The following is a 24,163-nucleotide window of genomic DNA, read 5'->3' on the forward strand; positions in this document are numbered from 1 at the left end:
AATACCGTTGGTCAAATTTATCAACCGTTGATTTATTTTATTTTGTTTTTTTGTAAATTTTAAATCGAAAGGTCGTCTGAAATTTTCAGACGACCTTTCAAGCATTGCCCCGTCAGAATTTGCCTGTAAACCCAACGGTAACCGCCCGTCCCGGTGCGGGGATGGGAACGTTGGACATGGGATCGAGATAATAGCGGTTGGTCAGGTTACTGACGCTGAAGTTCATGCTCAGGTTTTTGCCGAAGTTGTAGCGTCCGTAAACGTCCAAAACCAAGGCGGAACGCCAGTGGTAGGGGCGGCCTGTCGCTTCGTAGATGCGTGCCAAGCCGCTTTTGGCCAGCTTGTCCTGTTGTTTGTTTTCGGCTTTGCTGTGATAAGTGCCGCGTAGGCCCAATTCCAATTTTTCGTTGAATCGGCGGGTTCCGATATCGAGATTAATGGAATATTTTGGTTGGCGGCTTTGATGGAAGCGGGTTGCGCCGAATCCTCCATCCACGCAGACAGGAATACGGTTGATATATAAATCATAGTTGAATACGGTGGCTTTATCGCAGGTCTGCTGTTTCAGGCGGTAGTTGGCAGCCAGTGAGGCAAACCATTTCCCGCTGTCGAAGCGGCTTTGAAGTTCGATACCACTGGTAAGGCGTTTGTCGTATTGTTGGAGGTTGCGTTCAGACGACAGCTCGATAGCATTTTTTATCACGCTGTTGTAGTAGGTCAGACGGATGTCGCCGTGGCGCAGGCGTTTGAAACGAGGGGCGAAGTTGTAGGTATAGCCGATTTCCCAATTGGTGCTGCGTTCGGGCTTCAAATCAAATTCTTGGGAATAAGCGTCCGCCCACGACGAATTGGTGGTAGTGGCTTCGTATATGGTGGGAAAACGTACTGCTTGCGCCCACCTCAGGTGTAGCCGCCCGTTTTGCGTCAGGTTGTAACTGAGGGCAAGCATGGGAGACCAAGCATGCGCCCTGAGGTGTTTGGGGGAGGGCCAGTTTTCGTCGCTGTCTGCTGCGAGGTTTTTCGTTTCTTTTATCATGTCTCCGGCCTCTATCGGGTAATTCTTTTTTTTGTCCTCATAGTCTGTTGTGGCAGCGGTATCAGTATGCCGTTGGATTAGGTATTTGTAAAAATTTCCGTTTTGTCCTTGGGGATTGGCGATTTTTTCGTCAAACATCCCGTCTGGGAAAACCGGACCCTCAAATCTGCCGTTGCGGAAGGGGGTATATGCCTGTTCCAAGCGGTAGAGTGCTTGGGGTTCTCCCGTGTCATAAGCAGGGTTGCCTTTTGGATTGCGTAATATATTGTTGCTGGAGCTGAAAAGATAGCCGTATTTTTTTTCAAATTTTTGACCAAGTTTTTCTTGCTCGTCCGAGCCTGTCGGTGCGTTGTCATAGGCAAAATAATCGGCAACTTCTTGAGGATTGTCGATAAGTTTATAGTAGGGCAGGTATGTTCCGATAATGTATCCTTCATTACCTTTGGTAATGGAGTAGAAGGATTCTTTACGCTCTTTGCGTTTTTGGGCGAGTATGTCGTCATAGCTCCAGAATTTGTTGTAGCGTATGCCTGCCTGAATATTCAAACGGTCTGTCGGCTGCCAGTCGAATACCATTCCTGCGCCCCATTCGTGGCGGCGGCCGGAACGTGGACCGGAGAGGGCGGTCATTCCGCTTGCGGCATTGCTTAAGCCGTCGAAATCCAAGTCATTATTGTATTGTTCTGTAAATTCATTCAGTTTTTCATGTTGCACATTGGCAGAAAGGGTCATGGACAAAGTATCGCCCAAACGAAAGCGATTGCTGAGGTCTGCACCGGTACGTACCGAACGGGTGCGTTGTTCTGCTGCGGCTTTGACACGGTAGCCGTCCAGCTTTGGATCGCCGTCGTAAGGTTTTTTTGATGGCTCTTTATCGGGTATCAGGCCTTCGGCCATCATTTGGCTGCAGTTCATGTTATGAAATGCCATCGTCCATGGAATTTCGCCACGCGAACAACGTATCCAGTTATCGTAATCGCTGTCGGGGTAATCGACATATAAATCTGTGGCACCGTTCTGATAGCGCGTGCTGCGGGTGCGGGTACGCCAGATGTTGGCATTCAGGTCTATCCAGCTGTTGTTTTCGGGTTTCCACCCGTAGCCGATTTTATAGCTTTTATTTTGGATATTCGATTCCATACCTTGTATCGGCATCATTTGCATGGCGGCTTCGCGATATTGTTCGCCGATATTGAAAAAATCGTCGCTATATCCTTGCGCAAGGTTGCTGTAGAAGGGGTTGTGTTCACCGAAATCCACTCTGGTCTGCATATAGGACAGGCTGATTTTTTGATTGGCAGGAAGATGCCAGTTATTTTTCAATAATAGACTTTTGCTGGAAATATTACTGTTGACTACTTCTCTTCCTGGGCGATAAAACCGTGCCATATTGGGAACCATGCTGGCAGTGGTATTGGTATGGCCTGAATCTTCGTTTTTGTACACCGGATTATTAAGATAACCGCCCGCCGCGTGTTTGCCGGCGAAATAATTGCCTTTTTCACGGATACTGTAAGCAATCAGACCGTCTGAAATATCGGTTTTAAATGCAGCCGAAAACATACCCGAACGATCGTTTTTAAAATTCCTCAGTTTGTGGTTGCGGAAACGGGTTATGCGGTATCGGTCTTCAAATTGCAATCCATAGTAGTAACGGCTTTGTCCTGAAGGGTCTTCTAAAACGTTGCCTATTGTTCCGATGGCACCATCGGCAGTAGGGTTGCCTGGAAGGGTGCGATAATCGGGCCAGCCTTTATATTTAAGAAGGCTTTCTGGCTGCTTTACTGTATTGTCGGAAAAACTGCCCTTAATTTGTATCCCCCATTTTTTTCCTTCGGGAACAATGTCTTCAGGTTCGATGGTTTGAATGGCGACCGAACCGCCCACCCCTGATTTGACACCGCGTGTCATCGACGGGCCTTTTTCTACCGAGATACTGCGTAAAAGTGTGGGATCAATATAATTGCGGTCGGAAATGCCGTAGTTGTTTTGCCAAACATCAACTGTTTGTTCAATACCGTCTATGGTTACGGGAATGCGCCCTTTTCCTGAAATACCACGGATATTGGGCGTAATTGCGCTACCTGCCGTACGCGTATTCATGTTGTATACGCCGTTGAGCCCCTTGAGGATGTCGCCGGCGGCATCGGGGCGGTAGCGTTCGAGGTATTCTTTGCCGAGATAGGCATTGGAGACGTTTTTGCTGTATTGCTGCGCTTCGCCTTTCTGGTCTTTGGTCAGGCGTTTGCCGCGGACTTCAACAGCATCGAGGACGGCAGTTTCGGGTGCAGTCGCATCTGCTGCCCACAGGTGTGGGCTGTACCACAAAATACTGAGGCAGGCGACGATGGTTTTGAAGGGGTAGTTTCTCATGTGATGACTCCTTGTATTGTCTTTATAACAGGCGCTCCGTCGGGTGTGGACGGTAATCAATCTTCAAGGAGTGGTTTGTAGAATGTGTTTTATGTTTTTATGATTGGGATTTTTGAGTAAGGATATTTGCTGTTTTTTTTTTGGATATTATAAGTTTTTGAAAAAATTTTATAAGTTTTGTTCCTTTGGTGGTGCGTTTTACCGATAAACGGGATCGAAAACGTCGTCTGAAAACGGCGTAGCGGGTTTTCAGACGACGTTTTTGTTGTTCAGAGGGCTTCGATTTTTTTCAACAATTCCCGCAAAGCCTGCCCCCTGTGGCTTTCGGCGTTTTTGATTTCGGGATCAAGCTCGGCGGCGGTGCAGTTGTGTTCGGGCAGGTAGAAATGCGGGTCGTAGCCGAAGCCGTAGGTTCCTGCGGCTTCTGTCTGCCATTGGCCGCGCCAGATGCCTCCGGCGATGATGGGCTGCGGGTCGTTTTCGTGGCGGACGAGGACGAGGACGCAGACGTAGTAGCAGCTTTTGTCGGCTTGGTAGGCGAGTTCGTCTGAAAGGCGCTTGTTGTTGGCGGCATCGGATTTGGGATTTGCTCCAGCATAGCGGGCGGAGAGGACGCCGGGTGCGCCGTTTAATGCGGTAGCGCAGATGCCGGAGTCGTCGGCGAGCGCGGGCAGTCCGCTGTGTTTGGCGGCGTGGCGGGCTTTGGCGAGAGCGTTTTCAACGAAGGTGTGGTACGGCTCGGGGCATTCGGGCGTGTCGAACTGGGATTGCGGCAGGACTTCGATGTTCAAATCGGCGAAAAGGCGTGAAAATTCTTTGAGTTTGCCTGCATTACCACTGGCGAGGACGATTTTGTCGAACATGGGTTTTCCTTAATGGGATTCGGTTTGTTGCGAGCGCATGATTTGGGCGCGGGCTTTATGGCGGATATAAAGGGCGAGGCTGCCGATTTGGGCGAAGACGGCGCCGAAGGCGAACAGGAAGGCGGCAACGGCGAATTGTTTGCTTTGGATGGAAAGCAGGTAGCCGCCGAGCATGATGAGTCCGATGAAGATTAGGGTGAAAAGGGCGGTCAGCAGGAGGTAGATTTTTTGTCGGTTCATGATTGGGGACGTTTTTGATAAAGGGCGGATGCGTGGTTTGGGTTGTCCGTTTGTAGTTAGATAGGAATGGTGTTGGTTTGGGAATGGGGGAAGGGTTTGTGGGTTGATGAGGTCGTCTGAAAACTGGGCAATCGGGTTTCAGACGACCTTTTGTTTTTATACGAGCTGTTCGCCCCAGTGCAGCTTTTGCCGCAGGGTTCGGAAGTATTGGTAGTCGGTGGGATGGAGGATGCGCAGGGGGTTGTGGTAGCGGCGGATGATGATGCGGTCGAGGTTTTGTACGTCGATAAAGGATTGTCCGTCGAAATGCACGCGGGCGTCGCCGCTTTGGGTAACGAGGATTTCGATTTCGGAAGTATCGGGGATGGCGATGGGGCGGTTGGTCATGGATTGGGGGCAGATGGGCACGAGGGTGAAGGCGTGCAATCCTGCCTGCATGATGGGGCCGCCGGCGGCAAGCGAGTAGGCGGTGGAGCCGGTGGGGGTGGAGACGATGAGGCCGTCGGAGCGTTGGGTATAGACGAATTCTTGGTTGATGAAGACTTCGAACTCGATCATTTGTCCGGCGCCGCCGCGTGAGATGACGGCATCGTTGAGGGCGAGGGCACGGTGGATGGTTTCGCCGTCGCGGACGAGTGTGGCTTCGATGAGGATGCGCTCTTCGGGCAGGTATTTGCCTTCGAGGACGGGCAGCAGCTCTTCGGTCATGTTTTCGCGGGGGATTTGGGTGAGGAAGCCTAAATGCCCTTGGTTGATGCCGATAACGGGCACGGTACGGGGGGCGATTTCGCGGGCGACGGAGAGGAAGGTGCCGTCGCCGCCGAGGACGATGACGAGGTCGCAGTGTTTGCCCAAGTCGGATTTGCTGACGATGTGGCAGCCGACGGTATCTTGAACATAGATGCAGCGTTCTTCTATGCCGATTTCGTCCAGATAGACGGTAAAGCCGTGTCCCTGCAGGAATTGGATGAGGGTGTGGGCGGTGTTTTGGATTTCGGGGGTATTGGGGCGGGTTACGATACCGATGTTGTGAAACGGGCTGTTCATAGGCATAGGGTCGTCTGAAAGTTAGTCTATCCAGATGTCGCGTTCGAGCCGGTCGAGGCGTTCGTTGAGACGGGCAACGTCGTCGCGCAGTTTGTCCACTTCTTCCATCCAAGCGGACAGGGTGGCGGCATCGATAACGGGGGATTCGGGTTCGCGGGAAAAGTCGCTGATTTGCTCGGCTATGCTTTGTCCGATTTTTTTGACGGTTTGTCCGATGTTGGCGGCGCGTTCGCTGATGCTGCCTGCGAGTGAGTCGCCGAAGATGCGGGCGAGGTCGTCTGAAGCGTAGTAGCGCAGGCTGCCGAGTATGGGCAGGACGGTCATGCCGAGCATGAGGTCGCCTTCGAGGCTGATGTCGCCGACGCCGGGTTCTTGTCCGGTCAGGATTTTGCGGATGGCGCTTTGATGGAAGGTGATGAGGGTGTCGGCGGGTTGGTCGGCGGTTTCGAGGAAGCCGTCGTGATTGATGCGTCCGGTCAGTCCGAATCCGGCGAGGTTGAGGCTCAGGGTTTTGCCTGACAGGCGGGACAGGTCTTGTCGATGTTCCGGATTTTGCTGTATCAGGTGGTTGATAACGGGAAATAGGGCGGACATAGGGTGTTCTCGATACTTTCGGGCTTGGGGTTGTTAAGTAAGACTGTGTTTTTTGGTTTTGGTTTTGCCGCTGCCGAAAGGTCGTCTGAAACGGTTGCGGAGCGCCAATTTTACAGGCTTAATCCGTCGGCGGAAACGGTATTTACAATTTTGCCGCCGCCTGTGTCGTCGGGTGTGAAATCGGGCGGCGGGAGGCCGAGTTTGGCGGCTTCGGCGGTGTAGAAATCGCGGCGGGTCGGATGGTGCGGTTCGACGATGTTGCGGATGCGTCTGCCGTTTGGATGGAGGGTCGTCTGAAACAGGGTTTCGACGGCAATATCGCGGTGGACGATATTGACGGGCTGGTTGCCGCCCGGAATGTTTTGTTTTTGAACGAGGCGGCTGACGGGATGGCGTTCGGCGCAATAAAGCCCGCCCAGCCGCAGGATGTCGATGTTCGGAACGCCGCTGTCGAGCAGGTATTGTTCGGCAGCAAGGATTTGGCGGGCGGACTCGGTTTGCGGGTCGGGTGTGGCAGTTTCGTCGCATTCGCGCGCTTTATCGCCGTAAACGCTGGTGCTGCTCGTGAAAATCAGGTGTTGCACGTTACACGCCCGGGCAAGTTCTGCCCATTGTTTGACGGTGTCGGCGTAATGCGTCAGCGAGGATGGCGGCAAAAGACAGAACCAAACGGGTTTGTCGGCGTGGTGCTGCCAAATGGTGGTATCACAGGCACGATCCGCACTCGGAAACGCACTGTCTTGATTGAGGTCGAGAGTGTCGAGGCGTATGGGCAGATTGATATCGTCCGAAGTCAGGCTGCGCTTGACGGCGGCAACGCGGCTGCCGTGTTCGTAAAGTTTCTGCGCCAAAGGACGGCCGAGGTAGCCTAGGCCTAAGATGGATGCGTCGGGGGAGGTGGAAAGAGGGTTTATCATGTTTATAGATGAATGCCGTCTGAAAATCAGCTCAGACGGCATGGAAATTATGACTGCGCACCGCCTATTTTCCGGTCGTATTCCTCGCGGTGTTTCGGCAAGAGATAGGGGCGCAGGAGGCTTAAGGTACGACGGATGCCGCGTGCTTTAGAGTCTTCGGTCAGCTTGGTGCGTCCGCGCAGGGAGCTGTCGAAGTCAAACCAGTATTTCGTGACCATCCACATATTGACGGCGAGGTCGTTCATGGCGGTTTGGTCGGCTTGGATGATGTTCAATCCGTTGAGCTGGGTGAGCAGGTTGACCAAGAGCGGGGAGACTTTGGCTTGGGTGAAGGTATTGTGTTCGCCCAATAGTTCGGCACTGCGTGCAAGCAGGGTGTTCACGTCGCTAAAGAGGAAGCGGTATTCCCACATGACATCGTAAATGCCCGCCATATAATTGATGGAGTCTTCCACATCGGACGGCAACACGGCTTCATTCAGGTATGCCAGCAGGGCTTCGCTGTAACGTTTGAACAGTTGGACGATGATTTCGTCTTTGTTGCGGAAGTGGTAATAGAGATTGCCCGGACTGATGCCTAAATGCGCCGCGATATGGTTGGTACTGATGTTGCGCTCGCCTTCCTCGTTGAAAAGCGCAAGGCTGGCGTCGATGATGCGGGTGTAAGTATTGGTTTTTGCAATGCGGGTCACGGGCATACTCCTTGGATTTACAGGCTGAACGAAGCGGGCAGCCAATTGGGTTCTGCGTGTAATTCTACCTGAAATCGAGTAAATACTGTATTGCAGACGTGTTGCGCCAGTTTCCAAACGTCGTCTGAAGAGGCATTGTTTTTGTTCACCAAAACCAAAGCCTGCCGGTCGTGTACCGCCGCGCCGCCGATTTGGAAGCCTTTCAGACGACATTGGTCGATCAGCCAGCCGGCGGCGAGTTTGACCGAACCGTCGGGCTGCGGATAGCGCGGCATATCGGGATGCTGCTGCAACAGGGAAGCGGCTTTTTCCGCGCTGACGACGGGGTTTTTAAAGAAACTGCCGACATTACCAAGTACGTTAGGATTAGGAAGTTTACTGTTGCGGATTGCACACACTGCGTCGGAAACATCTTTCGCCGTCGGCGTTCTGCCCGCGCTCCGTTCGGTAACGGCGGCTGCCAAATCGCCGTAACCCAAATTCGGTTCGAAACGCTCTTTCAGGGCGAACACGACCGAAACAATCACATAACGCCCTTTGCCTTCCTGCTTGAACAGGCTTTCGCGGTAGGCAAAGCGGCAGTCGGCATTGGAAAGCTCGACAAAGGTTTCCGTATCCAAATCGAAGCAACGCACGCTGTGAATCACGTCTTTCGCTTCCACGCCGTATGCGCCGATGTTCTGCACGGGCGACGCGCCGACCGTACCCGGAATCAGGCTTAGGTTTTCCAGGCCGTTCAAGCCCAGCGCGACGGTGTGCAGGACAAAATCGTGCCAGATTTCGCCTGCCTGCGCTTCAATGTAAACGAGGCCGTCTAAACGCGCAATCTCGCGTATGCCTTTGTTTTCCATATGTACGACCAGCCCGGCGTAATCCTGCATCAAAAGGATGTTGCTGCCGCCGCCGAGCCATAAAACGGTATCGCGGTCGAACTCGGGCAGCCGGACGATGTCGCGCAATTCATCGGCGTGTTCGAGCGCGATAAAGGCTTGGGCTTGGGCGCGAAGACCGAAGGTGTTGTAGGGGGTGAGGTCGGTTTGGTATTGGATGGGTTGCATGGGTTTAAACTTTAAAATATGTTTTTATCAAAACAAAGATGAAACGGGTTTATCGCTGTTTATCCTCAAGCTGTCCTTATTTCAGCAGGCGATCAAAGTTTTTTAGTTTTACCATCATCAACGGTTACCCAAAAATTTTGAATAACTGAATTTTCTTCTTTGGGCTAGAAAGTGCGGCTTCAGACGACGTTTTGAAAACATTGAGAGAATTGACCGCACTTTTTACTCCTTCAACTATAACAATCTAATCATTTCCTCAATAGATTGTCTAAGTTCATTTTCCGTATAAAGTGCATTTCGCCGATTTTCAGGATGATGAATATGGTTGCGGATAAATGTTTGCAAGGTTACGTCATATGGAGCTTGTGCGGCTCCATTGTTTTCTCGTATCCATTGTTTAGTGAACTGAATATTCCTACTCTGTAACCATTGTTCAAAGTCTTTTTCTCGAAATTGCCCACTATCATGTTGTAATTTCCCATATAATTCATTGTGTAGTTCCACCGTAGGCAATTTATACGCCTTGAAATTAATTTCTCCCCATGTTGGACTCCAAGGAAACATTTTCTCCAATGAAGCATCTTCTACAATATTGCTAATTCCCTCTTTTCTAAAAATAAACAGGCCAACATTGCTTAAGTGTGGCGTAACCAAAAAATATGGCGAATGCGTGGTTAAAAATACTTGTTTAGTTCTTGAAATTTCTAATAACGCCTCAAGCAATTTAGTTTGCCCTTTTGGATGTAAACAAAGCTCAGGCTCATCAATAAACAAATAAAACGGCTTAGTCTGACCTTGCTCTTCATCATGCGCTAACTCTTCTGCATAGACTTGAAGCAAGGCTAATGCAACAGAACGCTGCATACCATTACCTTTTTCGGACATTGGAATATCCACACCATCGTCAATAAAGATAGAGGCATTTTTAAAAAACGAATCTATCTTTAGTTCATCAAATCTAAAATGAATATCAGCTTGTCCGAATTGTTCAGTAAAAATACGTTGAACTTTCTGTTCGATAGTAGCAATTTGTTGACGCAAATTAGAAGCTGGTGAATTAAATACCTGATTAAAACTATCACGAAATGTTTGATATTCAGCCGAATTGATATGCGCCTGAGCAATTTCTTTCAGTAGCAATCCGCAAAGAGTTGTAGATCCGAAAGCCGCTTCATCATTAGGATTTGTATCTGCCCAAATAAAATTAGTTTCAAAAAGAGCCTTAAAAGGAGCATCGATCCCACTTGGATTTGAATAGTCCTGAGATTCGTTATCCCACAAATCCAATTTCTTACAAGAAACTGTATTTCTCTTAGCTTTTAAATTCTGCTCATTATTAATTGCATTATTAAAAGCTGCTTGTTTATTCCTTTGAACAAAATAAGTTATTGCATTTTGAATATTCCCACAAAAAGCCAGCTCAACGCACGCGTCATTTGGCCGAGTATCATCTGCCAGTTTACTTTTTATTCTATAAGCTTCATCTTCTTTGATACCGTTCCTTAAGAAATTTATAGCTTCAAAAATAGACGATTTCCCAGAGTTATTTTCTCCGATAAAAATGTTCAAACCACTACCAGCAGTTGCTCCATCAGGAATTTTAAATTCAATCTGATGGTTATCACCGATAAACCCTTTAAAATTAGATAAACAAATACTTTTTATAAACATAACGGTTTCCTTATCTTAGGTTAGAAATAGAGATTGAGCTAAAACACCAAACTCTCTCCCTTCAAAAACTCTAAATCCTCCCAGCTCAACCCTGCCACATCATCCATTAATATTGTAATTAGCAGACTTCATCCTACCTATGGAATTTTCAGACGACCTTATGCGATCTGACCATCTCCCTGCTGCACAATTCCAAGCACCACACTAAGGCGACGGCTGCGATGGTGAGCGAGGCAATCAATGCCGTCCAGAAGCCGTAAATGCCCATATCGAAACGGTAGGCGAGCAGGTAGCCCGGCAGCAGGCCGCAGCCCCAGAAGGCGGCGGCGTGGATGAACATCGGTACTTTGGTCACTTTATAGCCGCGCAGGGCGTAGGACGCGATGCATTGGGTGAAGTCTGCCGGTTGGAACAAACCGGCGAACAGCAGGACGGTGGCGGCGATGCTTAAAACCGCCGGATCATCGTTGTACATGCTTGCCAGCGGGGAACGGAATAATACCAAGGAAAGCACGGTAATCACGGCGAGCACCCAGCCCGACACCAGCGATACGCCCGAAATATAACGCGCCCGCGAAAATTCGCGCCGCCCCAGCGAAAAGCCGATACGCACCGTCCCAGCCGAGCCGACGCTTTGCGGAATCATATAGAGAATCCCCGACAAACTGATGCCGACCTGCTGCGCCGCCACATAATCCTCGCCGAAAGGCGCAATCAAAAACACGATAAACGAAAACGCGCTGGCTTCCAAAAAATAAGACAGCCCGATGGGCGCACCGATTTTCCAAATCTGTTTGAACACCGCCCAATCCGGTTTGCCGAATTTCGCCGTCAGTCCGAACGGGCGGAAGAATTTTTCCTTGGCGATATAAATCCACAACGCCAGCGCGCTGAACCAAAACACCGCCATCGTCGCCAACCCGCAGCCCGCGCCGCCCAAAGCGGGCATACCGAATTTGCCGTAAACGAAAATATAGTTCAGCGGCACGTTCAACACAAACGCCGCGAAGCTGACCAACATAATCAGACGCGGGCGGTTCAGGCTGGAAGCGTAGGCGTGCAGCGCGCGGTGTACCATTGCCGCCGGCATCGCCAGACTGGTGAACAACATATACTGCGCCATCGTGCCTTCGACATAATCGCTCAAGGTCAGCCAGTTGCGGAACGGCGTAATCGCCGTCCACATCAATACCATGCCGAAAATCCCCAAAAACAGCCCGAACCAAATCCCCTGCCGCCCCGTTTCGCCTACTTCGTCGGTTTTACCCGCGCCGTAAAGCTGGGCAATCAGCGAGTTCAGCGCCGCCATAATGCCCATAAACGTAATATAAACCGTGGCAAACGCGCTGCTGCCCAACGCCACCGCCGCCAAGTCCTCCGTACTCGCATCGCCCGCCATCACGGTATCGACAAAACCGATGCCCACCTGCGCGACCTGCGCCAACAGCATGGGCAGGGCAAGGGCGGTCAGCAGGCGGATTTCTTTCAGGAAGACGGGAAAGGAAAAGCGGTTGAGGTCGAGCAGCATAAGTGTTTGTAGAACTTTAAAAAAGCGGAAATAAAGAAACAGGTCGTCTGAAAATAGACGGCCTGTTCCGTATGGGCATGGGATGCGACATTATAGTGGAAACGGAGGTCGATTGACAGCGTGCTCAGGCAGCTTTTCAGACGACCTCTTGCGCATCAAAGCAAAGGCTGCTGCCGCACGATGGCGCGGATGACGGCGCGGTTGGGGTGCAGGGCGGTGCGTAGGCGTTGGGACAGCGGCTGGGGCAGGCCGAGGATGTCGGCGGCAATGGCGGCGGCGCAGACGGGGGCGGTGGCGAGGCCGCGCGTGCCGTGGGCGGTGTTGATGTAGGCGTTCGGCAGGTAGGGGCAGGGGACGTTGTCGAGGCGGTAGTTTTTGTCCAACGCGAGTTTGGCGTAGGCAGTCTGCATGACGGCGATGTCGCCGAGCGCGCCGACAACGGGCAGGTGGTCGGGACTGTCGCAGCGCAGGGCGGCGTGTCCTTGCGGCGGGGTAGAGAGGTCGTCTGAAACCGAGCAAAGCGGGTTTTGTTCAAACAATGATTGCGCCAATGGCGGGTTGAGTTGTTGCAGGGCGGCGCGGTTGGCGGTTTCTTCGTGCGGGTGCCAAGCGTCGTCGTTGCTGTTGAGGACAAAGGTTGCGCCGTAGCAGTGTTGCCCCCGCCAGCTCGGGCTGATGTAGCTTTCGCCGGATAGGGCACAGCGCAGGCGTTCGGAAAAACCGCTTGCCGCCACTACGCCGGTTTGTCCGCGGATTTGGCGGAAAGGCAGGGCGGAGACGTTGGCGTCTGCGGCGTTCGGGCTGTGCGCGCCCATGCAGTAGATGATGTGGGTTGCGCTGAAGCTGCCGCGCGGTGTGTGTGCTGTCCAGTTTGCGCCGTCGTATTCGGCGGAGGATAGGGGCGTGTCTTCGTGCAACGCAATCAGCGGATGAGCCAGCAAGGCGCGGACAACGGCGGGCGGGTTCAGCCATACGCCCTGCGGCCAGTAGAGGCCGTCTGAAAAGACGTCTATGCCTGCGATTTGCGCGGCTTCGTCGGCGGACACGCTGCGGTAAAGGTGGGTGTGATGTTGCTGCAAACCCAATGCCTGATTGCGTTTGCGTTCGGCTTCGTCGAAATTGAGGTGCAACACGCCGTCGCCGCCCCATGCGTCGGAATCGGGCAGCAGGTCTTGCAGCAGGCGGCGGGTATAGCCGTAGCCTGCCAGCAGCAGTTCGGTCTGCTCGGTGTCGTGCGGCGAGATTTTGGCGTAGAGCAGCCCTTGGCGGTTGCCGCTGCCGCCTTGCGCCGCTTTGCCCGCTTCCAAAACGGTAACGCGCACGCCGTGTTCCGCCAGTTTACGCGCGGTCGCGGCTCCGGCAATGCCCGCGCCGATAACCAGCGCGCTTTCGGGCGGGGTGATGGCTTGAGGTCGTCTGAACCAAGGTTTGACGGGCTTGGGCGCGGCTTGCGGTACGGCTTCGGTCTGCCATTTGATAGGGGCGAAATGTTCGTACAGGCTGTCGGCGCGGTGCGGCGGGACAAGCCAGATATGCACGTCGGGCAACAGGTTTTCCAGAAAGTTGACGCTGTTGAACTGAAGGCATTTCACGGCTTGGTCGAGGCGGGTTTTCAGACGACCTTCCAGTTCGCTCGGAGCATCGGACAAAGGAAAATCAGGAATGCGGTTTTCGCTCAGACAGGCGACCAGATGCAGCGGCGCAGGATGAGTTTCGATCACGCGGGCAAGTTCGGCGGGGGCGGGCGGGGTGTTCCAAGCGAGGATGGGCATAGCGGGGTCGTCTGAAAAAGAGGTTGATTATAGTGGATTAACTTTAAACCAGTACGGCGTTGCCTCGCCTTGCCGTACTATCTGTACTGTCTGCGGCTTCGTCGCCTTGTCCTGATTTAAATTTAATCCACTATACTGAAGCACCGTCTGTCGGCTTGCCTTAATGTTTTTCTCCCTGCTCTTTAGTCGGCTCTTTGGTCTGAACCGGCGTAACCGGGAAAAACAAGATCAGCGGGTTGGCCTTAATCTGCTGCCAGAAACTTTTGCACAAATTGCCGACGCTGCCGATTTTCGTGCCGCGCGAGCGCAGGGCGACGAAGAGGGCGAGGGTGAAGCTGACGATGAGGTTGACCAAGCCGATGGCGAGGACGCTGCAAATGCCGAGCAGGAATATACCAAAGCCGACATTGCCGCTGACGGCGGCATAGCCGAGGTTGGCGGAGGAGAAGGCGACATGGCGGATGTCCAGCGGCAGGCCGAGGAGGTGTCCGAAGTAGCCGGTCATGCCCAAGAGCATACCGAAGATGAAGTTGCCGACCAGCGAGCCGTAGTGTTTGTGGATGTAGGCGGCGAGGATCCGGCGGGGTTTGGGGCGCATGATTTTGCGCAACAAGGGATTGAAGGGCAGGCGTTGGCGCAGGTTGAGGTAGTCGGCGCGGTTGTCGAAGAAGCCCGCGATGATGCCGGAACAGAACAGCCACAAGCCCGCGATGGCGGCATACCATAGTGTCGGGTGACCGATGATGTCTATGGATTTGAACTGGTAGGCGGTGGTGTGGGCATCGAGTATGGGCTGTTGGTGCAGATGGGCATAGCCGAACGATATGGCGCACGCCAAGAGGATGGCGATGGAAACGTTGCCGAAGACGGCGACGCTTTGGGAGCGGCATACGTCGATAAGGAGCTTGGCGAGCTTGTTGTCCACCGCTTTGCCGCCTTCGTTGAGATCGACCTGTTCGGCGAAGCTGGCGGCGGTCATGGCGGGCTGCTTGGTGGCGACGGTGCAGTGCAGCATATGGATGAGCATGAAGCCTATGCCGTAATTGAGCCCTGACAGCAAGGAGGTAACGAAGGGGCTGAAGCCGAGTGTGCCGATATGGATTTTGTGCAGTGCCATCAGGGCGATGATGACGCCGCCGCCTGCCGCGGAGTAGAACATTTTGAAATATTCTTTGCGGTTGCGGGTGATGTAATGCTCGCCGTGGTGGCTTTTGTTTTCGGTAATGCTGCGGGCGAGCATGCGTATGCTGCTGCGGCGCAGGTGGCGGGTACTGTATTGCTCGACCGCGGCGTAGATGAGGGAGTTCATCAGGGTGATGGTCAGGCGGTTGCGGTTGCCGGCATCGGTTTGGATGTCGGTGAGCAGTTTCAGGCGATCTACGGTCTGCTGTAGTCGTTCGAGCAGGTGGGCGACTTTGACGGACGAGCCTGAACCTGCGCCCGTCCCTTTACGGCGCAGATAGTCGATCTGACTGCAACATTGGTCGAACATGACTTCGAGGTGGGCGGTGTCGTAAGGGGTGGTGTCGTTGCGGTAGTGTTCGACCAGTTTGGCGGTTTCGCGCTGGAGGGCGACGAAGGGCGAATCGGCTTCGAGCAGGCGCGGGGCGATGCGGATGAGGTCGGGTTCGATGGCTTCGGAGGCAATCCAAATGGCCAGCATTTCGATGGCACGCAGGCGGGCGTCAACCAACTGACGGCAGGCGTTTTGCAGCAAGGCGGGATCGGCGCTGTTGCGGATCAGATCGTACAGGCTCAACCATTGGCGGATGCTGAGGGTTTGCAGCCATTTGTCGTCGTTTTCGGAGTGGAACAGGTAGAGGAACACTTCGCGCAGGTTGGCAAAGTCCTTATAGGACGGGCTGAAGCGTTCGTAGATGCGTATGCCCATCTCGCGGGTAAAGCTGTGGCGCGAGAAGATGCCGAGTTTGATCAGCGCGGGATAGATATGGACTTGCGAGAGCCAGTGGTAGAAGCGTCCGCTGAAGTTTTTTCCGAGTTCTTCGTCTTGTTTGAGCGTGGCGATAATCAGGTCGAAGCGTTCTGCCGCCTGTTTTTTGCCGCCGCGCCGCAGGAATTTGATTAAGGCGTTGAGGATAAGGACGAAATCGGTGTCGGTCAGGCTTTTGGAAAGTAAGGGATGTAGATTTTGGTGAGTAATTTTTTCCATTGCGGTATTTTTACACAAAACGGCGGGTTTGATAAGTTCGGGTAATTTATGCAACCTGCTGTAAGCACATTCGATATTTTGGAGCAATGTTTGACGATTTCAACCCTCTTTGTTTTGAAAAGGTCGTCTGAAAACCAGTTTCAGACGACCTTTCGCTTATTTCAGCATCTCTTCGGGAATTTTGCAGACGGGAATCGGATTGACTTTGTGTTGCATGGCTTTGTGCAGGCGGGTGTAGATTTCCAAGACTTCGCGCTGCCTGCCTTCAAAATCTTCAGGACGGTGCGTGCCGTAAACGCTCATCGCCCATTCGAGTTCGGGATAGCTTGCGCCCATCTGTTCTTCGTCCGTACGCTCGGTATCCCAAAGCCCGTCGGTCGGCACGGCTTTTTGGATGGACTCGGCGATGTCCAGTTCGGCGGCAATTTGATAAATCTGCGTTTTGGTCAAATCGGCAATCGGGCTGATGTCCACGCCGCCGTCGCCGTATTTGGTGAAAAAGCCCACGCCGAAATCTTCGATTTTGTTGCCCGTGCCGGTAACCAGCAAACCGTTTAGCTGACCGTAGTAATAAAGCGTCAGCATTCGCAGGCGGCTGCGGGCGTTGGCAAGCGCAAGCTGTTTGGCGGGGAACTCGGTTTCATCGACCTCGACACCGGCGGCAAAGGTATCGAAAGTCGGCGTCAAATCTACGCGCATCCCGCTGACGTTGGGAAACGCCTGCTCCAACCGGCGGATGTGTTCCTGTGCGCGGCTGACTTGGTCGGCTTTTTGGCGGATGGGCATTTCAAGCAGCAGAACCTTCAGCCCCGTCCGTGCCGCGATGGCGGAAACGACCGCGGAATCGATACCACCGGAAACACCGATGACAAACCCCTTGGCGTGTGCGGCGGCGGTATAGTTTTTCAGCCAGTCGGCAATATGGCGGATAACGGCTTGCGTCTGCATAGTCAGGCTCCTGATTTGAAAGGGGGAATCATACCCGATTTTGAGAGGCTGCGGCATATGGACGGGTCGTCTGAAAACACAGGTTTGGCATTGCGAAACCGATTGCCGTGTTTGCAATATTGTCGGTTTGAGGTTTTCAGACGACCTGTATCATGAGCGGTTGGCTCCCGTGTTTTAATGAGATTTTTTGTTTGACTTGTCTTTATATCGATAGATTTGCAGATTGGTTGACCTGCCGCCCTTGAAAGAATTGATTTCATAGGTAATGCCATCATACACAGCGCGTGTACTGATCAGCTCTTCATTCAGCGGCTGTTTCTGTTTAAAGGCTTCGATGTTTTGGATATGTTTGCCCAACAGGTTTTTAAACAGGTGGTCCGGTTTGTTTTTATGGTCGATAGTGGAAATGATTAAATCGGGGATGGTAGTATCTTGAAAGATCAGGCCGTTATACCCAATCACAGCATCTACACCGTCTACCTTGTTATTGACATGATATATATCGACACCGTACGGACATTCCGGATTGGCAAAGTCTTTTAAAACTATAGTGACAGAAAAAAGATTGGCATGATAGTCAGCGGCGCTATACATGTTTTTCTTCCCGAAATTTCTTTTAAAGATTTCGTTATTGCTGTTTTCTATAAAGCCTAACTCTTGCAATTTGGGGACAATCAGTTCTTTGTTCATGGGGATAGGCAGGCGTTTAACTGCCTCGAAATGAGTAGGTTCATATCGCGGGTATGCCGCAGGGTCTGCAGGCGGGAGCCGAGGAGGCGTATTAAACTTATACTCGGAAGGATGACATTCAAAATTCGGGGTAGCTGCAGTTTTAACGGCTTCTGCATCTTGCTTTCCATCTTGCGTCAAATTCGGCTGATTGCTACATGCCGCCATAATCAGCAAACCCGCCAATACCATCAGCCTTTTATTGACTATCTCCATGATTTCACTTTCTTTATTTGGTCTTTGTTATAGTGGATTAACTTTAAATCAGGACAAGGCGACGAAGCCGCAGACAATACAGATAGTACGGCAAGGCGAGGCAACGCCATACTGGTTTAAAGTTAATCCACTATATAATCAGTTATGGGCTTTCTTTCAGGTTTTATATCGATAGATTTGTAGTATTGTTCTCCTACCTCCACCAAATGAGTTGATTTCATAGGTAATGCCATCGTATACAGTACGCGTTCTGATCAGCTCTTCATTAAGCGGCTGTTTCTGTTTAAAGGCTTCGATGTTTTGGATATGTTTGTCCAACAGGTCTTTAAACAGGTTTTCAGGCTTGTGTTTATGATCAATGGTAGAGATGACTAAATCGGGGATGGTGGTGTCTTTTAAGATAAGTCCATCGCTTCCAATCAATATTTCTACGCCATTGATGGTATGACCTGATTCATTTAAATGAACTTCTGTTCGATATGCGCAATAAGGTTCGATAAAGTCTTTCAATGATATATATAAAGCAGAATCTTCATGACCTAAAACTTCATAGGTATATAAATTTTTCCCTTTTTCTGTTTTTACTTCATCATTATCATCTTCTCGAAAACCCAACTCCTGTAATTTAGGAACAATCAGTGTTTTGTTCATAGGTATGGGGAGGCGATGAACATTTCTAAAAGGCGCATCAAACTCCTGTACAGCTGATATGCTCAACACTGTTGCTGCAGATGGAGGTTGAGGCAGCTCTCCAAGGGTATTGAATTTATATTCGGAAGGATGACATTCAAAATTCGGGGTAGCTGCAGTTTTAACGGCTTCTGCATCTTGCATTCTATCTTGCGTCAAATTCGGCTGATTGCTACATGCCGCCATAATCAGCAAACCCGCCAATACCATCAGCCTTTTATTGACTATCTCCATGATTTCACTTTCTTTATTTGGTTTTTGTTGTAATCAGTTATGGGCTTTCTTTCAGGTTTTATATCGATAGATTTGTAGTATTGTTCTCCTACCTCCACCAAATGAGTTGATTTCATAGGTAATGCCATCGTATACAGTACGCGTACTGATCAGCTCTCCATTAAGCGGCTGTTTCTGTTTAAAGGCTTCGATGTTTTGGATATGTTTGTCCAACAGGTTTTTAAACAGGTTTTCAGGCTTGTGTTTATGATTAATGGTAGAGATAACGAAATCGGGAATGGTGGTGTCTTTTAAGATGAATCCATCGTTTCCAATCAATATTTCTACGCCGTTTACCTCATTATTTACATGATAAATATCGATATCATATGGGCACCCTTGATTGACAATGTCTTTTAAAGTGATAGTTATAGAAAAAATATTTTTATTATAGTCAACAGTATCATACATATTTTTCTTTCCGAAATTTTTTTCATAGATTTCGTTACTACTGTCTTCTATAAAGCCTAACTTCTGCAATTTGGGAACAATCAGTTCTTTGTTCATAGGGATAGAGAGACGTTTGGCTTCATCTCTAAAGGTCGATTTTCTCTGTTGCGCTAAACTGATTGGTATACTTGTAACATTAGGTAAAGGTGGGAGGATTTCTGGGAGTGTATTAAATTTATATTCGGAGGGATGGCATTCAAAATGAAGGGGAGGTGAATTTTTCTGCTTGGTTTTAGCAGTTTGGACATTTTGTTTTCCATCCAGGGTTAAGTTTGATTGATTTGTACATGCCGCCATAACCAGTAAACCCGCTAATACAGTCAGCTTTCTATTGAATGTCTTCATTATTGATAACCTTCTTTGTACTTTTTCGATGTTCATCATCTCCCGCTGCAGTTTGTAATAAATAAATCGGGTTTTATGTTGGGTGGAAATGACGATGAATTTTGTATGTTAGCTGGGTTGAGATAATGGGTAAAGCAAATGGGATAAGCGGTGGAAGGTGTGTCTGAATGGTTTGCTTTGTTTAGCGAGATATAGTGGATTAACTTTAAACCAGGACGGCGTTACCTCGCCTTGTCCTGATTTAAATTTAATCCACTATAAGTGGCTTGGTGATGTGAAAGGTCGTCTGAAAACCCGATTTGGGCTTTTCAGACGACCTTTCGTTTGGGGCAATATCAATAAACGTCGCGTTGGTAGCGTTTGTCTTCGCGCATTTCGTTGAGATAGTCTTCGGCATCGTCGCGGCTGAGTTTGCCTTGGGTTTCGATGACGTCGATCAGGGCGGTTTCTACGTCGCGTGCCATGCGGGTGGCGTCGCCGCAGACGTAGAGGTGTGCGCCTTGTTGCAGCCAGTTCCAGACTTCGGCGGCGTGTTCGGCGATTTTGTGTTGGACATAGACTTTGTGTTCGCCTTGTCTGCTCCATGCCAAGTCGGCACGGGTAAGGATGCCGTCTTTGCGGTAATCGCTCCATTCAAGCTGGTAGAGGAAGTCGTCGGCGAGGCGTTGGTTGCCGAAGATGAGCCAGTTTTTGCCGTTATCGCCGTTGGCGGCGCGTTGCTGCATGAAGGCGCGGAAGGGGGCGATGCCTGTGCCTGCGCCTATCATGATGACGGGGGTGTCGCCGTTGGCGGGCAGGCGGAAATTGGGGTTGGGTTCGACGAAGACGCGTACTTCGCCGCCTTCTTCAAGGCGTTCGCCCAGATAGCCTGAGGCTGCGCCGGTGTAGGTGTTGCCGTGGTGTTCGAAGCGGACGACGCCGACGGTCAGGTGGACTTCTTCGCCGACTTCGTCTTGCGCGGAGGCGATGGAGTAAAGGCGCGGGGTTTGGGGGCGGAACAGTTGGAACAGGGTTTGCGCGTCCAGCGGATGGGGATGGGCGGCGAAGACGCCGACGGGCGGGGTGGCGGCGAGGTAGGCGTCCAATCGAGCTTTGTTGGCGGCTGTGGTTTTGAGTTCTTCGCTGCCGGACAACTCGGCATATTGCTGCACGAGTGCGGGCGTGTTTTGCGTGATGTCGGCGGACTCGGTCAGGGCGGTGCGGATGTCGGTTTCGAGGTCGTCTGAAAGGCGGATTTTTTCTTCGCCGCTTAATTGGTGCAAATCAAGGATTTCTTGAACCAAAGCGGGAGCGTTGAGCGGGAGTACGCCCAATGCGTCGCCTGCCTGATAGTGCAGTCCGGAGCCGGACAGGTCGATTTCGATGTGTTCCACGTCTTTTTCGGCGGAGCGGGACGTGATTTTTTGGCGGACGGACAGGGTGGCGGTATAGGGTTTGTCTTTGGTATAGACAGTGCCGGCGGTTTGAAGGGCGGCAGGTGTCGTAACGGATGCTGCGGCGGTTTGCGCGGCAAGCTCGGCGACTTGGGGGACGACGGCTTCTATCCACGCGTCGGCGGCGCTTTGGAACTCTAAATCGCAGATGCCCAAGTCGTTCAGACGATGTGCGCCTAGTTCGGCGAATTTGGCGTCAAAATCTTTGCCCGCTTGGCAGAAATTGGGATAGGAAGAATCGCCCAAACCCAAGACGGCAAAAGTGAGTTTGCTCAAATCGGGGGCTTTTTTGCCGAAGACGAATTTATACAGCGGCAGGGCTTCTTCGGGCGGCTCGCCCTCACCTTGCGTGGATGTTACCAATAACACGATGTCTTCATCGGGCAGGGTTTTGCTTTTGAAGTCCCCCGCGCTGCTCAATACGGCTTCTACGCCGGCGTTTTTGAGTTTGGCATGTAAAGATTCGGCAACGCCGCGCGCATTGCCCGTTTGCGAGGCGGATAAGACCAACACGCGTCGCGCGGGGGCTGCAACGGCGGGAGCTGCGGAAACACTCAAACCGCCCGCCGCCCCTTGACTTTGCGCCCAGCAGTAGCCGGAAAGCCAAGCGAGCTGTGTAGGCGAGAGGGCGGCGAGTTGTGCGGAAAGTTCGGTGGGAAGCGGGTTGGCTGGGGTCATGTCGGTTCCTTTGTACGGACGGCTGCTTGAGGCAGAGCGTTTGCCTGCGCGGCTTTAATTGTTTGGTTGAATGGTGATTTTTCTGAAAACAGTGGCGATACTGTAAACAAGTCGTCTGAAAAACGGAAAGAATGCTTGGTTTTAATTTAATGCGATTTCGTTATATTCTGGATTGGGAGAGGGGGAGAGGGTTGATATCGGTTTTCAGACGACCTTTCCTCTTGATTATGCAAACAGGAGGCGTAAAATATCAAAAAATTACACAATAAAACAAATTCCAACACAACACATCATGAACCGTCTGCTCCAACACGCATTTACCCCCAATCAAGCCACATCCATAGGTCTGCTTGCCGTAGCCTTTTGGAGTTCCGTCGTCGGATTGATACGCGCCTTGAGCCTGCACATGGGGGCGGTCGGCGGCGCGGCGGTGATGTACAGCCTTTCCACTTTGTTGCTCTTGGCTATTTTCGGATTGCCGAATTTGCGGCAGTTCAGCCGCAGCTACCTTTTCTGGGCAAGCATTTTTTTCGTCGGCTGCGAATTGTGCCTGTCTCTTTCCATCGGTTTTGCCGACAACGCACGCCAAGCGGTCGAAGTCGGCATGGTCAATTATCTTTGGCCGACGTTTACCATCATCGGCGCGGTTTGGTTTAACAAGCAGCCGGCAAAATGGTGGATAGGCATAGGCTTTGCCCTGTCGTTTATAGGTATTGCCACCGTTTTAGGCGGTGACGGCGGATTCTCTTTGCCCGAGATTATCGGCAACGTCCGAACCAATCCGCTCAGTTACATCATGGCATTGTTGGACGCGCTGTTTTGGGCGGCATACTGCACCCTGACCGCCAGAACCAAAGCGCAGGGCAATGCCGTCGGTTTTTTCTTCCTCCTCGTCTCCTGCATCCTGTGGGCAAAATATTTCGCAGGCGGCTACGGCAGCCTTCATTTCGATACCGGCGCCATACTTTATGCCGTTGCCGCCGCAGCCTGCATGGGATTGGGCTATGCGGTTTGGAACATCGGCATTTCATGCGGCAATATGACCGTTTTGGCAGGCGCTTCCTATTTCATTCCCATTTTTTCTGCTCTCATTTCCTCCTTCCTGCTCAATGCGCCCCTGTCTGTTCAGTTTTGGCAGGGCGCGATTATGGTCTGCATCGGCTCAGGCGTGTGCTGGCTTGCGACGCAGAACTTCAGTTTCAGACGAATTGAGTAGTTCTCGGTCCTTACATCAGGGTTTTTGAAAATACAACAAAAGGTCGTCTAAATATTTTCAGACGACCTTTTGTTGTATTTTCAGTTGTAATGATACGTTTGCTTAAGTTAAATACCATTTATCTGAAATAAATTGCTGGTTTATGAGAATATGGTATTTCTACAGGAATCAGAAATTGATAATGGATTGTATTTCAGCTGGTCTGATTAATCAGAAATCTGTTACAGGAAGAGTAAAAGTGGAATGTGGAAAAGATAGGGTATTGAAGAAGCTATCAGCTCTAATAGCAGTTTTGGGTTCATTCGCTTTGGCAGCTTGTTATCCATCTTCAGAAAATAAGGAAGAAGTAGAAATGGACAATCAGATACCCATAACAGGCTTTGAAAGAAATATTAAAATTGATTTGGATGGGACGTTGCTGAGCGTACCTTACGGTTATTTGGCAGGTTCGTCCCGAAATTCGGCAACAAGATGGATGTCGGACGAGGAAAAAATCTATAAGGGCGGTAGGCTTGATATTTACGTCCATGCCAAACGCAAAGGAGATTCTTGGATTTTAGAGCCTTTTAATCGGGAGAATAAAGATAAATTTGTTAAGGCATTGAAGGATGATCTACCGATGATAGACACTATTTCGATTCAGAAAAATTCTGAATGCCTTTTAGATCCCAAGTATGTTACGAAAATGATGTTCAGGTACGGTTCAAAAGAAATAACTTCTTACTCTAAAGACTATAAAGCATATGAAAGGTTTAATGAAGAACCGTTCTATCATGAATTTAATTATATTAGAGATGATGAAAATCCAGTAAGAATACAAGTAAGGGATGATGGTAGAAAAAATGGAAAAAAACTTAATGAACCACATTTTTCAATCGCAGTTGACTCATGCATAAATGGTTTGTCAGTAGATTATTATCCTAGTATCAGTGCACATGAATATGGAAATTTTTCTAAGCAACCTTCTCAACAAGAGTTGATTGAATATCATCTAAAAATAGAGAAATTAATTAAAAGTTTTATCAAGTAATTTTATTTTAGGATCCTAACTTATGATTATTTTAAATGGATAACAACAGGCTGAATTAAAAGGAGAAGAACTGTGTGGAGATGTTCTATCCGAGTTTGCTATATAATCGCGCCATCTTTGATGAACAAACATCGTCTGAAAGAACGTCTTAATTTTCAGACGACCTAAAATAAAACCGACATACAAAGGAGCCG

19 protein-coding genes and 1 pseudogene are annotated in these 24,163 nt (G+C 50.6%); 3 read left to right on the forward strand and 17 right to left on the reverse strand.

What is annotated here, in order from left to right; genetic code table 11:
• Positions 1–112 precede the first annotated feature (112 nt).
• The 14 genes from MON40_RS06750 to MON40_RS06815 all read right to left on the reverse strand — a co-directional run bounded on the left by MON40_RS06750 (position 113) and on the right by MON40_RS06815 (position 17,854).
• Positions 113–3,409 carry a TonB-dependent receptor domain-containing protein gene (locus tag MON40_RS06750; protein WP_242926041.1) on the reverse strand — a complete coding sequence of 1,099 codons (3,297 nt, stop codon included), beginning with the start codon at positions 3,407–3,409 and terminating at the stop codon, positions 113–115.
• Between the two features lie 269 nt (positions 3,410–3,678).
• Positions 3,679–4,272, reverse strand: a complete 594-nt coding sequence (rdgB, locus tag MON40_RS06755; RefSeq protein WP_003778630.1) for an RdgB/HAM1 family non-canonical purine NTP pyrophosphatase — start codon at positions 4,270–4,272, stop codon at positions 3,679–3,681.
• Positions 4,273–4,281: 9 nt separating this feature from the next.
• The gene (locus MON40_RS06760) at positions 4,282–4,512 is read right to left on the reverse strand and encodes an NGO_0222 family membrane protein (RefSeq protein ID WP_003778632.1); all 231 of its coding nucleotides are present in this window, start codon (positions 4,510–4,512) and stop codon (positions 4,282–4,284) included.
• A 156-nt stretch (positions 4,513–4,668) separates the two neighbouring features.
• The gene (locus MON40_RS06765) at positions 4,669–5,559 is read right to left on the reverse strand and encodes an NAD(+) kinase (RefSeq protein WP_003778633.1); all 891 of its coding nucleotides are present in this window, start codon (positions 5,557–5,559) and stop codon (positions 4,669–4,671) included.
• 21 nt (positions 5,560–5,580) lie between these two features.
• Positions 5,581–6,153: a ubiquinone biosynthesis accessory factor UbiJ gene (locus MON40_RS06770; RefSeq protein WP_003778635.1), complete on the reverse strand. Its 573-nt coding sequence runs from the start codon at positions 6,151–6,153 to the stop codon at positions 5,581–5,583.
• A 110-nt stretch (positions 6,154–6,263) separates the two neighbouring features.
• Positions 6,264–7,070 (reverse strand): SDR family oxidoreductase, encoded by an 807-nt coding sequence (locus tag MON40_RS06775; protein ID WP_003778638.1) that lies wholly within the window; start codon positions 7,068–7,070, stop codon positions 6,264–6,266.
• A gap of 47 nt (positions 7,071–7,117) precedes the next feature.
• Positions 7,118–7,768: a TetR/AcrR family transcriptional regulator gene (locus MON40_RS06780; protein WP_003778640.1), complete on the reverse strand. Its 651-nt coding sequence runs from the start codon at positions 7,766–7,768 to the stop codon at positions 7,118–7,120.
• An 11-nt stretch (positions 7,769–7,779) separates the two neighbouring features.
• On the reverse strand, positions 7,780–8,820 hold the full coding sequence (gene murB, locus MON40_RS06785; protein ID WP_003778642.1) for a UDP-N-acetylmuramate dehydrogenase: 1,041 nt from the start codon (positions 8,818–8,820) through the stop codon (positions 7,780–7,782).
• Positions 8,821–9,054: 234 nt separating this feature from the next.
• Positions 9,055–10,491: an ATP-dependent nuclease gene (locus MON40_RS06790; RefSeq protein WP_003778643.1), complete on the reverse strand. Its 1,437-nt coding sequence runs from the start codon at positions 10,489–10,491 to the stop codon at positions 9,055–9,057.
• 148 nt (positions 10,492–10,639) lie between these two features.
• A complete protein-coding gene (gene norM, locus MON40_RS06795; protein WP_003778645.1) occupies positions 10,640–12,019 on the reverse strand; it encodes a multidrug efflux MATE transporter NorM in 1,380 nt (459 codons plus the stop codon).
• A 155-nt stretch (positions 12,020–12,174) separates the two neighbouring features.
• The gene (gene mnmC1, locus MON40_RS06800) at positions 12,175–13,791 is read right to left on the reverse strand and encodes an FAD-dependent 5-carboxymethylaminomethyl-2-thiouridine(34) oxidoreductase MnmC1 (RefSeq protein ID WP_003778646.1); all 1,617 of its coding nucleotides are present in this window, start codon (positions 13,789–13,791) and stop codon (positions 12,175–12,177) included.
• 160 nt (positions 13,792–13,951) lie between these two features.
• On the reverse strand, positions 13,952–15,961 hold the full coding sequence (locus MON40_RS06805; RefSeq protein ID WP_039863087.1) for a site-specific recombinase: 2,010 nt from the start codon (positions 15,959–15,961) through the stop codon (positions 13,952–13,954).
• A 156-nt stretch (positions 15,962–16,117) separates the two neighbouring features.
• The gene (nadE, locus tag MON40_RS06810; protein WP_039863062.1) at positions 16,118–16,909 is read right to left on the reverse strand and encodes an NAD(+) synthase; all 792 of its coding nucleotides are present in this window, start codon (positions 16,907–16,909) and stop codon (positions 16,118–16,120) included.
• 174 nt (positions 16,910–17,083) lie between these two features.
• Positions 17,084–17,854 carry a hypothetical protein gene (locus MON40_RS06815; protein ID WP_003778652.1) on the reverse strand — a complete coding sequence of 257 codons (771 nt, stop codon included), beginning with the start codon at positions 17,852–17,854 and terminating at the stop codon, positions 17,084–17,086.
• Positions 17,855–17,882: 28 nt separating this feature from the next.
• On the opposite strand from MON40_RS06815, the pseudogene MON40_RS13535 reads away from it, so the two are divergent.
• Positions 17,883–17,990 (forward strand): annotated as a pseudogene (locus tag MON40_RS13535) (IS5/IS1182 family transposase); the annotation flags it as partial.
• 20 nt (positions 17,991–18,010) lie between these two features.
• On the opposite strand, the gene MON40_RS06820 reads toward MON40_RS13535, so the two are convergent.
• The 3 genes from MON40_RS06820 to MON40_RS06830 all read right to left on the reverse strand — a co-directional run bounded on the left by MON40_RS06820 (position 18,011) and on the right by MON40_RS06830 (position 21,723).
• Entirely contained in the window at positions 18,011–18,778 is a 768-nt protein-coding gene (locus tag MON40_RS06820; RefSeq protein ID WP_003778657.1) for a hypothetical protein, read from the reverse strand.
• A 51-nt stretch (positions 18,779–18,829) separates the two neighbouring features.
• Complete coding sequence (locus MON40_RS06825; RefSeq protein WP_003778659.1) at positions 18,830–19,651, reverse strand: hypothetical protein; 822 nt, start codon at positions 19,649–19,651, stop codon at positions 18,830–18,832.
• A gap of 296 nt (positions 19,652–19,947) precedes the next feature.
• The gene (locus MON40_RS06830) at positions 19,948–21,723 is read right to left on the reverse strand and encodes an assimilatory sulfite reductase (NADPH) flavoprotein subunit (RefSeq protein ID WP_003778660.1); all 1,776 of its coding nucleotides are present in this window, start codon (positions 21,721–21,723) and stop codon (positions 19,948–19,950) included.
• Positions 21,724–22,015: 292 nt separating this feature from the next.
• On the opposite strand from MON40_RS06830, the gene yddG reads away from it, so the two are divergent.
• Positions 22,016–22,939, forward strand: a complete 924-nt coding sequence (yddG, locus tag MON40_RS06835; RefSeq protein WP_147611974.1) for an aromatic amino acid DMT transporter YddG — start codon at positions 22,016–22,018, stop codon at positions 22,937–22,939.
• Positions 22,940–23,120: 181 nt separating this feature from the next.
• The gene (locus MON40_RS06840; protein ID WP_242925826.1) at positions 23,121–23,969 is read left to right on the forward strand and encodes an RTX iron-regulated FrpC family protein; all 849 of its coding nucleotides are present in this window, start codon (positions 23,121–23,123) and stop codon (positions 23,967–23,969) included.
• Positions 23,970–24,163 lie beyond the last annotated feature (194 nt).

Source organism: Neisseria macacae ATCC 33926, assembly GCF_022749495.1.
Taxonomy (GTDB): Bacteria; Pseudomonadota; Gammaproteobacteria; order Burkholderiales; family Neisseriaceae; genus Neisseria; species Neisseria macacae.